Annotated in this window: 11 protein-coding genes; 8 read left to right on the top strand and 3 right to left on the bottom strand. The window is 70.3% G+C overall.

Annotated features, from left to right (window positions below; translation table 11 throughout):
- A partial coding sequence (locus G6017_RS02075; RefSeq protein ID WP_182615667.1) for a DoxX family membrane protein occupies positions 1-534 on the bottom strand: 534 nt, incomplete at its 3' end.
- A gap of 181 nt (positions 535-715) precedes the next feature.
- Positions 716-1,417: an MBL fold metallo-hydrolase gene (locus G6017_RS02070; protein WP_095717220.1), complete on the bottom strand. Its 702-nt coding sequence runs from the start codon at positions 1,415-1,417 to the stop codon at positions 716-718.
- Between the two features lie 146 nt (positions 1,418-1,563).
- Here G6017_RS02070 and uvrA point away from each other — a divergent pair, with 146 nt between their 5' ends.
- The gene (gene uvrA / locus G6017_RS02065) at positions 1,564-4,602 is read left to right on the top strand and encodes an excinuclease ABC subunit UvrA (protein WP_182609834.1); all 3,039 of its coding nucleotides are present in this window, start codon (positions 1,564-1,566) and stop codon (positions 4,600-4,602) included.
- Positions 4,603-4,660: 58 nt separating this feature from the next.
- Here uvrA and G6017_RS02060 read toward each other — a convergent pair whose 3' ends face one another.
- Positions 4,661-5,071: a DUF1844 domain-containing protein gene (locus tag G6017_RS02060; protein ID WP_095717218.1), complete on the bottom strand. Its 411-nt coding sequence runs from the start codon at positions 5,069-5,071 to the stop codon at positions 4,661-4,663.
- 318 nt (positions 5,072-5,389) lie between these two features.
- Between G6017_RS02060 and infC the strand changes: the two genes are divergently transcribed.
- From infC to pheT, 7 genes are all read left to right on the top strand, one after another.
- Positions 5,390-6,010 (top strand): translation initiation factor IF-3, encoded by a 621-nt coding sequence (gene infC, locus G6017_RS02055; RefSeq protein ID WP_182609833.1) that lies wholly within the window; start codon positions 5,390-5,392, stop codon positions 6,008-6,010.
- Between the two features lie 92 nt (positions 6,011-6,102).
- On the top strand, positions 6,103-6,297 hold the full coding sequence (gene rpmI, locus G6017_RS02050) for a 50S ribosomal protein L35 (protein WP_007630819.1): 195 nt from the start codon (positions 6,103-6,105) through the stop codon (positions 6,295-6,297).
- 69 nt (positions 6,298-6,366) lie between these two features.
- Positions 6,367-6,747 (top strand): 50S ribosomal protein L20, encoded by a 381-nt coding sequence (gene rplT, locus G6017_RS02045; protein WP_095717216.1) that lies wholly within the window; start codon positions 6,367-6,369, stop codon positions 6,745-6,747.
- 11 nt (positions 6,748-6,758) lie between these two features.
- Positions 6,759-7,601, top strand: coding sequence for a TrmH family RNA methyltransferase (locus G6017_RS02040; protein WP_179525167.1), 843 nt, complete (start codon positions 6,759-6,761; stop codon positions 7,599-7,601).
- Positions 7,598-9,259: an ATP-binding cassette domain-containing protein gene (locus G6017_RS02035; RefSeq protein WP_182615665.1), complete on the top strand. Its 1,662-nt coding sequence runs from the start codon at positions 7,598-7,600 to the stop codon at positions 9,257-9,259. Before G6017_RS02040 ends, G6017_RS02035 begins: the two co-directional genes overlap by 4 nt.
- A gap of 129 nt (positions 9,260-9,388) precedes the next feature.
- Positions 9,389-10,444 carry a phenylalanine--tRNA ligase subunit alpha gene (gene pheS, locus G6017_RS02030; RefSeq protein ID WP_095717213.1) on the top strand — a complete coding sequence of 352 codons (1,056 nt, stop codon included), beginning with the start codon at positions 9,389-9,391 and terminating at the stop codon, positions 10,442-10,444.
- A 41-nt stretch (positions 10,445-10,485) separates the two neighbouring features.
- Positions 10,486-11,958, top strand: a 1,473-nt coding sequence (gene pheT, locus G6017_RS02025) for a phenylalanine--tRNA ligase subunit beta (RefSeq protein WP_182615663.1), incomplete at its 3' end; no start/stop codon positions are given.

Raw genomic sequence — 11,958 nt, 5'->3', positions numbered from 1 at the left:
GATGGCGGCGCCGGCGGCCACGGACTCGGCCTTGGCCCCGGGCAGCTTGGCCGAGACCTTGTCCCCGGCCTTGCGGGCACGCCACGTCAGGCCCGGCTGGCCGGCGGTGTCGACCGATGCGAGCAGGAGCGCACCGAGCAGGGCGACGTCGGTCGCCAGACCGGTGGTCTTGCGGCTCTTGGCGGCGGGGTCGGACTCCGCCCAGAAGTCGTTGCGGGTGACGGTCGTGGGCAGGTGCGACGCCGTGAGGGCGAGGGCCGACAGGCGGGGGGCCTTGCCGAGCGCGAACAGCACACCGGCACCGACCTTGACTCCCGCGAGAGCCTTGACCAGGGTCTCGGTGTCCTTGGTGACCGGCGGCACGGAGGTCGTCACGTGCTCGTTGACGGCCTGCTCGCCCTTCTCCACCAGGGGTGCGGCCTTGTCCACGAGCGGGGCCGCCTTGGCCACATGGGCCTGCGGATTGCGTAGCGTCTCCACGCCGTCGATGACGAACACCGTGGCGAGCATGGGTCGTGCGAGTCGTCGGATCATCGTTCCTCCTGGGAATTGGGATGCGTGGTCGAACCTAGTGAAAACCCCGGCCCGGCGCCTCCGGTCGGAGGATCGTCCCCCGCCACGGACCCTACGGACCTGCGTGATGCGCTGGGACGATCAGCTGTGACGGGGGCCGGATAACGATTCTGATCGGCCGGTCGGTCGGTGCCGTCGGGCGTCACCAGCCGCGCTCTCGCCACGTGCCGAGGTTCGGACGCTCGGCCCCGAGCGTGGTGTCGTCCCCGTGCCCGGGGTGGACCACCACGTCGTCCTCGAGCACGGCGAAGACCCGGGACTCGAGGTCGTCCATGAGGGTGTCGAACTGCTCCCGGGTGCCCGTCTTGCCCGGTCCGCCGGGGAAGAGGGAGTCCCCGGGGAACAGGTGGGTCCCCTCCTCGGTGCGGAGGAGGAGCCCGATGCCGTCCGGGGTGTGACCCCGCAGGCCGATCACCCCGAGGCGCAGGTCCCCCACGACGAGCTCGTCACCGTGGGAGACGTGGCGGTCGGTCGGTACGTGGATGTCCCCGGCGTCACCGGGTGAGGCGATGGTGGTGAGGCCGAGGGCCTCGACGGTCTCCGACAGGCCGATCCAGTGGTCGGCGTGCAGGTGGGTCGTGACCACCTCTCTCACCCCGGGGGCGTGCGCCTGCAGGTGCGCGATGAGCTGGGGGGCGTCGTTCGCGGCGTCGACGAGGAGTGCCGCGCCCGTCGAGACGGACTCGATCACGTAGACGTTGTTGTCCATCTCCCCGACGGAGATCTTGGACAACCGGGCCGGGCCGACGGTCCAGCGCTCACCGGTCAGGCGGCCACCCAGGCGGCCGGAGTAGCCCTCGGTGAGGGTGATGTGCTCGGGGACGGACTCGGTGGGATTCGACATAATTGCAGGCTACTGGCGGCGACGGCGGTTCGTGGTGGTAAGCGTGTCGGGGTTCGTTGGTACCTTCGTCTGCGGGACGGCGGCCATGCGGCGCGCACGGCCACCGCCACGGGTCCGTGGCGACATCCCCCTCGGAAGGAGTACCCATGGTGGACCGTCTGGTCGTCCGCGGCGCACGGGAACACAACCTCAAGGGCGTGGACATCGACGTCCCGCGCGACTCCCTGATCGTCTTCACGGGTTTGTCGGGCTCCGGCAAGTCCTCGTTGGCCTTCGACACCATCTTCGCCGAGGGGCAGCGTCGGTACGTCGAATCCCTCTCCTCCTACGCGCGCATGTTCCTCGGTCAGATGGACAAGCCGGACGTCGACTTCATCGAGGGACTCTCCCCGGCGGTGTCGATCGACCAGAAGTCCACCAACCGGAACCCCCGGTCGACGGTGGGCACCATCACTGAGGTCTACGACTACCTGCGTCTGCTCTACGCGCGGGCGGGTGTTCCGCACTGTCCGACGTGCGGGGAGGTGATCTCGCGTCAGACCCCTCAGCAGATCGTCGACCAGATCCTCGAGGGGGAGGAGGGCGCCAGGTTCCAGGTGCTGGCGCCGGTCGTGCGCACCCGCAAGGGCGAGTTCGTCGACCTCTTCGCCCAACTCGCGGCCGACGGGTACAACCGCGTGCGGGTGGACGGAGAACTCCACACCCTCGCGGAGCCGCCGACGCTCAAGAAGCAGGAGAAGCACGACATCGAGGTGGTCGTGGACCGCCTCGCCGCCAAACCGTCCTCCCGCCAGCGGCTCACCGATTCCGTCGAGACCGCGCTGGGACTGGCGGACGGGGTGATCGTCATCGACTACGTTGACCTCGACGAGGCCGACCCCGGCCGGCGGCGCCGGTTCTCCGAGCACATGGCCTGCCCCAACGGCCACCCGATCGGGCTCGACGACCTGGAACCCCGCGCGTTCTCCTTCAACTCCCCCTATGGCGCCTGCCCGGTCTGCGACGGGCTCGGCTCGCACCTCGAGGTGGACCCCGACCTGGTGATACCCGATCCCGAGCGGTCGTTGGCGGACGGCGCGATCGCCCCGTGGTCGGGGGGCCAGAGCGCCGACTACTTCCAGCAGTTGCTCTCGGGACTGGCCGACGACCTGGGCTTCGACCTGCGCACCCCCTGGCAGGACCTGCCCGCCAAGGTGCGCAAGGCGGTGCTCGGAGGGGCGTCGACGAAGGTCCGGGTGCGGTACAAGAACCGCTACGGCCGGGTCCGGACCTACGACGCCAAGTTCGAGGGCGTCATGTCGTTCCTCAAACGCCGACTGGAGCAGACGGAGTCGGAGTCGCAGAAGGAGCGCTACCAGGGGTACATGCGGGAGGTGCCGTGCCCCGCCTGTGAGGGGACCCGTCTCAAGCCGGAGATCCTCGCCGTCACGATGACCGGCCCCGGCGGGCGTGACCGGTCGATCGCCGACATCTCCCGGATGTCGGTCGCGGACTGCGCCGAGTTCCTGGACGGCCTCGAACTGGACTCCCGCCAGGCGATGATCGCCGGCCGGGTCCTCAAGGAGATCCAGGCCCGCATGGGTTTCCTCCTCGACGTGGGACTGGACTACCTGTCCCTGGACCGGGTGGCGGGCAGCCTGTCCGGCGGGGAGGCCCAGCGCATCCGGTTGGCCACCCAGATCGGGTCCGGTCTCGCCGGCGTGCTCTACGTGCTCGACGAGCCGTCCATCGGTCTGCACCAGCGGGACAACCGTCGCCTGATCGACACTCTCGTCCGGCTGAGGGACCTGGGGAACACGCTGCTCGTGGTGGAGCACGACGAGGACACCATCCGCGCGGCGGACTGGATCGTGGACATCGGACCCCTGGCCGGCGAACACGGCGGACGGGTGGTGCACTCCGGGGACTACGAGGGGCTGCTGGCCAGCGAGGAGTCGCTCACGGGTGACTACCTGGCGGGGCGGCGGTCGATCGCGGTGCCCGACACGCGGCGTGGACTGAACCCGGAGAAGGTCCTCCACGTGCGCGGGGCACGCGAGAACAATCTCAAGAACGTCGACGTGGTGTTCCCGGGCGGTGTGCTGTGTGCCGTCACCGGCGTGTCCGGCTCGGGCAAGTCCACGCTCGTCAACGACATCCTCGCCACCTCGCTGGCCAACCAGCTCAACCGGGCGCGCCAGGTTCCCGGACGGCACTCCCGCATCGACGGGGTGGAGTCGTTCGACAAGCTGGTCCAGGTGGACCAGTCACCGATCGGTCGCACCCCGCGGTCCAACCCGGCCACGTACACCGGGGTGTTCGACAAGATCCGGACGTTGTTCGCGGCGACCACCGAGGCCAAGGTCCGGGGCTACAAGCAGGGGCGGTTCTCGTTCAACGTCAAGGGCGGCCGTTGCGAGGCGTGTCAGGGGGACGGCACGCTCAAGATCGAGATGAACTTCCTGCCGGACGTCTACGTCCCGTGCGAGGTGTGTCACGGCGCCCGGTACAACCGCGAGACCCTCGAGGTGCACTACAAGGGCAAGACCATCGCCGAGGTGCTCGACATGCCCATCGAGGAGGCGTGCGAGTTCTTCGAGCCGATCACCTCGATCCACCGGTACCTCAAGACCCTCTCGCAGGTCGGCCTGGGGTACGTGCGTCTGGGCCAGTCGGCACCCACGCTGTCCGGCGGTGAGGCGCAGCGGGTCAAACTCGCGGCCGAGCTGCAGAAGCGGTCGAGTGGACGGACCGTCTACATCCTCGACGAGCCCACCACGGGTCTGCACTTCGAGGACATCACCAAGCTCCTCCTGGTGATCCAGGGGCTGGTCGACAAGGGCAACACCGTCATCGTGATCGAACACAACCTCGACGTGATCAAGAGCGCCGACTGGGTGATCGACATGGGGCCCGAGGGTGGCGCCGGCGGTGGCGTCGTCGTGGCCGAGGGCACCCCCGAACAGGTCGCGGCGGTGCCGGAGAGTCACACCGGTCGCTTCCTCGCGCAGGTCCTCCCGGTCACGCAGGAGGGCCCGGAGGGATCCCGGACCGTCCCGGTGTCGGTCGATGGTGCGCCCGCCAAGAAGGCGGCGGCGAGCAAGGCCGCGGCCACGAAGGCGCCCGCGAAGAAGGCGCCCGCGAGGAAGACGGCGTCGGACAAGACCGCGGCCAAGGCGGCACGCAAGGCACGGGCCCTGCGCTGACCCGACGCCGGAGGGTGCGACCGTGGCGTCGCGTACCCCGGCGTCGGGCAGTCGGGGGTCAGTAGACGGGGCCGGTGAACTTCTCGCCAGGACCCTCGCCGGGCTCGTCGGGGAACGCGCTGGCCTCGCGGAACGCGCGCTGCAACCCCTGGAGACCATCCCGCACCACGCTGGCCTGCGGCCCGAGGTACTCGGCGGACCCGGTCACGAGTCCGGCGAGCGAGGTGATCAGCTTGCGCGATTCGTCGAGGTCGAGATGCGGGCTCGCGGTCGGGTCGTCGTCGGACAGCCCCAGCTTCTCCGCCGCGGCGCTCATCAGCACGACGATCGAGCGGAAGATGATCTCCTGGGCGGGGACGTCGGCGAGTTCGACGATCTCGACCTCGCGGGCGTCGAGATGGTCCTCGAGAGAACTCTCTGCGGTCGCGTCGGCGGCGGGATCTGTGGACGCGGGGTGGTCGGTGTTCATGCCGAACACTGTCCCACGGGCCGGGCGACTCCGGGCGGTCGGACCGGTTTGGGGGTCCCCGGGAATCCTGGTAGAGTTCTGCTCCGACTGTGGGAATCCGCTTCGTGGTGGGTTCCGACGTCCAAGAGGAGCCCGATCTCCCACCATCCGACGCCCTGGGTTGTTTGATGGTCACCACCCCCGACGAGGGGTCTGCGAGCGTATCGCGGAGACGTCTCGTCGACGGGTGAGGAGTGAGAGGCCCCCCGGTATCCGTGCCGTGGGGCCTTCTCGGTATCGCCGGTGTGTCCGGTGGTGCCGTGGGTACCTCGAGGGCGGATGCGCGACCGCGCGAGCGGTCGCGGACAGAGCACCATCTACCGAGGAGGGCCCATCAGCGCCGAAGCACGTATCAACGAACGAATCCGTGTCCCCGAAGTCCGACTCGTCGGCCCCGGGGGCGAGCAGGTGGGGATCGTTCGTGTCGAGGATGCACTTCGTCTGGCCCTCGAGGCCGATCTGGACCTCGTCGAGGTCGCGCCCACCGCGCGCCCGCCGGTCTGCAAGATCATGGACTACGGAAAGTTCAAGTACGAGGCGGCGCAGAAAGAGCGCGAGTCGCGGAAGAACCAGCAGCAGACCGTGGTCAAGGAGCAGAAGCTCCGGCCCAAGATCGACACCCATGACTACGAGACCAAGAAGGGGAACGTCGTCCGTTTCCTCGAGAAGGGCTCCAAGGTCAAGGTGACGATCATGTTCCGCGGTCGCGAGCAGTCCCGCCCCGAGCTCGGGTACCGGCTGCTCCAGCGGCTGGCGGACGACATCACCGAATACGGATACGTCGAGACCAGTGCCAAGCAGGACGGCCGTAACATGACCATGGTCGTCGCCCCCCACAAGGGCGCCAAGACCCGCGCCAAGGCGCAGGAGTCCAAGGTCACGGACCCCGCTTCCGAATAGGCCCTCCGCCGCCCAGACCACGGACGCCCGACGTCCGCACACCCGAGGTCCCACCGGGCCTTCCGGGACGAACCATGTGAGGAAGACCGATCATGCCGAAGATGAAGACCCACAAGGGCACCGCCAAGCGCTTCCGGAAGACCGGAACCGGCAAGCTGGTCCGCCAGCAGGCCAACCGTCGCCACATCATGGAGAAGAAGCCCACCAAGCGCACCCGTCGCCTCGACGGCCGTACGGATGTCGCCCCGGCCGACGTCCCCCGCATCAAGCGGCTTCTCGGGCTCTGAGCCCTCCCACCTTCGAAGAAACTTCCGGTCGCCCACGAGCGACCGACCCAAACCAGTGAGGATTGATCAGTGGCACGCGTGAAGAGGGCAGTCAACGCCCAGAAGAAGCGTCGGACCGTACTCGAGTCCACCAAGGGCTACCGCGGGCAGCGTTCGCGGCTGTACCGCAAGGCCAAGGAGCAGATGCTCCACTCGATGACCTACAGCTACCGTGACCGTCGCGCGCGCAAGGGCGACTTCCGGAAGCTGTGGATCACCCGCATCAACGCGGCGGCCCGCGCCAACGACATGACCTACAACCGCTTCGTCCAGGGCCTCAAGCTCGCGGGCGTCGAGGTGGACCGCAAGGTACTCGCCGACCTGGCCGTCACCGACCCGGCCGCCTTCACGGCGCTCATCGAGGTCGCGCGCAAGGCCCTGCCGGCCGACGTCAACGCGCCGGCTGCCTGACGTCTGCGAATGTGACGCACAGCACCCTGCCCGGGGAGGGCACCGGACGACCCGCGGATCCGTTCACCGAACGGACACCGCGGGTCGTTTCCGCATCCAAGCTCCACCGCGCGGCCGCCCGGCGCAAGGCCGGGCGCTTCCTCGCGGAGGGGGCCAACTCGGTCGAGTCGGCCCTGACGACCGGGGCGGCGATCGAGGTGTTCTGCGGCCCGGACTCGCTCGACCGGTTCGCCACCCTCGTGACCACCGCATCGGCATCCGGGGTCACCGTCTCCGTGGTGACCGACCGTGCGATCAGGGCGCTGTCGGACACCGTCTCGCCCACGGGCATCGTCGCGCTGTGCCGGTCGGTCGTCCGCGACCCCGGGGACCCGGACGAGGGGTCTGTGCGCCTCGTCGCGGTGGGCCAGGCGCTGGCCGAACCGGGGAACGTCGGCACCCTCATCCGCGTCTCGGACGCACTCGGCGCCGACGCCGTGTGGCTCACCGGGGGCGCGGTGGATCCGGAGAACACCAAGGCGGTCCGCGCCTCCGCCGGCAGCCTCTTCCATCTCCCCGTGGTGCGCGGGATCGCCGAGACGGACCTGGTCGACCGCGCCCACCGGCTGGGCCTCCAGGTCGCGGTGGCCACCGGCGACGGTGAGGTGGACATCGAACACGCCGACGACGTGCTGTCCCGGCCGACCGCGTGGGTCTTCGGAAACGAGGCGCACGGCGTCCCCGACGCGCTGGCCGACGCTGCCGACGTCCGCGTGCGCATCCCCCTCCGCGGGCGGGCCGAGAGCCTGAACATCGTCACCGCTGCCTCGATCTGCCTCCACACCAGCGCGCGCCTGCAGGCCGCCGCCTCGTGACCGCCACCCTCACCGCCCGCGGCCTGGGGGCCTCACGAGGTGCGCGGACCCTGTTCGCCGGTCTCGACCTCGTCGTCGCCGAGGGTGACGTCTGGGGGCTCACCGGACCCAACGGCGCCGGCAAATCGACTCTGCTCCACGCCCTCGCCGGCGCGCCCGACGCCGAGATGTCGGGGACGGTCACCGTCAGCCCACCGCACGCGACGGTGGGGTTCCTCCGTCAGGAGGTGGAGCGCCACGACGACGAGGAGGTGCGCGACTTCCTGCACCGCGCCACCGGGGTCGCCGACGCGCAGGAGCACATGGACGCACTCGCGCTGCAGATGGCGGACTCGGACTCGGCCGCCGACGCCTACGGCGACGCCCTCGAGCGATGGTTGGCCCTCGGCGGTGGAGACCTGGACGAGCGGATCCCGGTGACCGCCGCCCGGCTCGGATTGGACGTCGCCGTTCTGGGTCTGCCGATGTCGGCGCTCTCGGGCGGCCAGGCCGCCCGTGTCACCCTCGCCGCCGTGCTGCTCAGCCAGTACGAGATCCTGCTGCTGGACGAGCCGACCAACGACCTCGACCTGGCGGGGCTCGCGGTGTTGGAGGACTTCATGCGGACCGAGCGGCGTCCGATGGTGGTGGTCAGTCACGACCGTGAGTTCCTGGCCAGGTGTGTGACCGGGATCGTCGAGCTCGACTCGGCCCAGCGGCAGATCACGGTGTTCGACGGAGGATACGAGTCGTATCTCGCCGAGCGCGCGCTGGCGCGGCAGCGGGCGCGCGAGGCATACGAGGAGTACGCGGGCCGGGTCGGTCAGCTCAAGGACCGCATGCAGACCCAGAAGACGTGGCTCGACAAGGGCGTCCGCAACACCATGCGCAAGTCGGGCGGCAAGGATGCCGAGAAGGACAAGCACATCCGCAACCGGGCCGGCCAGCGGTCGGAGAAGCAGGCCGCCAAGATCTCCCAGACCGAGCGTGCGATGGAGCGGCTCGACGTGGTGGCCGAACCGCGCAAGGAGTGGCAGCTGCAGATGGAGATCGCGACCGCGCCCCGGTCGGGGTCGGTCGTGGCGGTGTTGTCCGACGCCGTCGTCCGCCGCGGTGACTTCGCGCTCGGTCCGGTGACCCTGCAGATCGACTCGGGGGACCGGGTGCTGATCTCCGGCGCCAACGGTTCCGGCAAGTCCACGCTGCTGGGTCTGCTCGCGGGCGATCGGCTCCCGGACACCGGGCGGGTGAGCACGGGAGCCGGCGTCGCGGCGGGTCGCGTCGACCAGGCCCGCGCGGAGTTCGGTGGCCCGGGGCCCCTGCTGGACAGGTTCTGCGTGGCCGCGGACCCGGCGGGTCTGGACCCCACCGAGGGGCGGACGGTGCTGGCCAAGTTCGGACTGGGCGGCGAGCACGTCGCCCGGTCGTGCGCGTCCCTGTCCCCGGGGGAGCGGACCAGGGCGGCGCTGGCCCTGCTCCAGCAGCGCGGCGTCAACCTGCTCGTGCTGGACGAGCCCACCAACCACCTGGACCTACCCGCGATCGAGCAGCTCGAGCAGGCCGTGGAGGCCTTCGACGGCACGGTCCTGCTGGTGACCCACGACCGGCGGATGCGCCAGGGTTTCCGGGGGACCCGCGAGCTCGTGGTGGACTCCGGGGCCGTTCACGAGGTGCGTTAGCGGGTGACCCCTCGCGGCGAGGGGGTACGCGCAGGTGGGCCGGGGGGTCCGATCCCGATCGACTAGTCTGTTGCGGGATGCCGCCGGCGGTCGCCGGAGATCGCCGTGACAGGGAGGACGAGAGCACAGGTGAGCGAAGACACGAGCGCTGTCGAGGTGCGGATCGACGAGGAGTCGCTGGCGGGGTACGCGGCGGAGGCCGAGGCGGCGTTCGCCGCCGCCACGGACCTGGACGCCCTGGCCGCCGCCAAGACCGCCCACCTGGGCGACCGCAGCCCGATCGCGCTGGGACGCCGGACCCTCGGCTCGCTGCCCAAGGAGCAGAAGGCCTCCGCCGGAAAGGCCGTCAACGTGGCGCGGGGCAGGGTCCAGCAGGCCTATGACGCCCGCCTCGCCGAGCTGCAGGCGGAGCGTGACGCCGCCGTCCTCGTGGCCGAGACCCTGGACCTGACCGTGCCGTCGGGTCGGGCTCCGGTGGGCGCCCAGCACCCCATCACGATCATCACCGAGCAGGTCGCGGACGTGTTCGTGGCGATGGGCTGGGAGATCACCGAGGGCCCGGAGGTCGAGGCGGAGCACTACAACTTCGACGCCCTGAACTTCCTCCCGGACCACCCCGCGCGCACCCTGCAGGACACCTTCCACATCGCTCCCGAGGGCAGCCGCCAGGTGCTGCGCACCCACACCTCGCCCGTGCAGATCCGGACGATGCTCGATCGGGAGCCGCCGATCTACGTGGCCTGCCCCGGACGGACGTTCCGCACGGACGAGCTCGACGCCACCCACACCCCGGTGTTCCACCAGGTGGAGGGGTTGGCGATCGACAAGGGGCTGACCATGGCGCACCTGCGCGGTGCGCTCGACGCCTTCGCCCGCGCGCTCTTCGGACCGGAGACCCGTACCCGGATGCGGCCCAACTACTTCCCCTTCACGGAGCCCTCTGCCGAGGTCGACGTGTGGTTCCCGCGGAAGAAGGGGGGCGCGGGCTGGGTCGAGTGGGGCGGGTGCGGGATGGTCCACCCCAACGTGCTGACCGCCTGCGGCATCGACCCGGAGGTCTACTCGGGGTTCGCGTTCGGCATGGGCCTCGAGCGCACCCTGCAGTTCCGCAACGGACTGTCCGACATGCGGGACATGGTCGAGGGGGACGTGCGGTTCTCGCTGCCCTTCGGCATCCGCGCCTGACCCACCGCCCCTTCCACCCGAGAAGAACAAGGACCCCCACAGTGCGAATTGCGCAGTCCTGGCTGACCGAGATCCTGCAGCGGGCCAACGACGGTTGGTCGGTGACCCCGGCCGAGCTCGACGCGGGGTTCGTGCGCGTCGGCCTCGAGGTCGAGGGCGAGCCGGAGCAGTTGCCCGAGATCTCGGGACCGCTCACGATCGGTCGGGTCAGCAGTATCGAGGAGCTCGAGGGGTTCAAGAAACCCATCCGCTTCTGCCTGGTCGACGTGGGTGCCGGCGAACCGCAGCAGATCGTCTGCGGGGCGCGGAACTTCGAGGCGGGCGACCTGGTGGTCGTCGCGCTGCCCGGAACCGTCCTTCCCGGTGGGTTCGAGATCGGCAGGCGGAAGACGTACGGCAAGCCCAGTGAGGGCATGATCTGCTCGGCGTCCGAGCTGGGGATCGGATCCGACCACAGCGGCATCATCGTCCTGGCCGAGGGCACTGCGGAGCCCGGCGACCCGGCCGGGCCGGTCCTCGACGCCGGGGCGGCGGGACCCGACACCGTCATCGAGCTCAACGTCACCCCGGACCGCGGGTACTGCCTGTCGGCGCGCGGCCTGGCCCGCGAACTCGCGTGTGGATTCGGCCTGGACTTCGCCGATCCCGCCGTCGAACAGGGCCTCGGGTCCGAGGGCGAGACCTGGCCGCTCGAGGTGACGGAGGAGTCCGGCGCCCGCCGGTTCGCCCTGCGCCGGGTCACCGGAGTGGACCCCACCGCGCGGACACCGTGGTGGATGGCCAGGCGGCTGCTGCTGTCGGGCGTGCGCCCGATCTCGCCGGCGGTCGACGTGACCAACTACGTCATGCTCGAGCTCGGGCACCCGATGCACGCGTTCGATGCCGCGACGCTCGAGGGCGGTCTCGTCGTCCGCCGGGCGCGGTCCGGGGAGGTGCTCACGACCCTCGACGACGTCGAGCGGACGCTGGACCCCGAGGACGTGGTCATCTGCGACGACCGCGGGCCGATCTCACTGGCAGGTGTCATGGGCGGCGCGAGCACGGAGGTGTCCGGGCAGACCACGGACGTCCTCCTCGAGGCCGCCGTGTGGGACACCCTCGCGGTGTTCCGGACGATCCGCCGTCACAAGCTCCCCAGTGAGGCGGGCAAGCGGTACGAGCGTGGTGTCGACGCCGCGGCCACGATCGCCGCACTGGACCGGGCGGCGACGCTGCTCGCCGGGATCACCGGCGGCACGGTCGAGGCCTCGCTCACCGACATCGGTTCCGCCCCCGTCATGCCGACCATCGCGTTCGATGAGGGCAGGCCCTCCCGCGTCGCCGGCGTGGACTACCCGACCGGCACCGCGCGCCACCGCCTGGAGCAGGTCGGGTGCACGGTCACCGGGGACGACGAGGTGCTGCTCGCGGTCACCCCGCCGACCTGGCGACCGGACCTCACGCTGCCCGCGGACCTGGTGGAGGAGGTCCTCCGCCTCGAGGGGTTGGAGAACATCCCGTCGGTGCTGCCGACG

Source organism: Dietzia sp. B44, from assembly GCF_014145245.1.
GTDB lineage: Bacteria > Actinomycetota > Actinomycetes > Mycobacteriales > Mycobacteriaceae > Dietzia > Dietzia natronolimnaea.
This window is presented reverse-complemented; position numbering and strand designations above follow the sequence as displayed.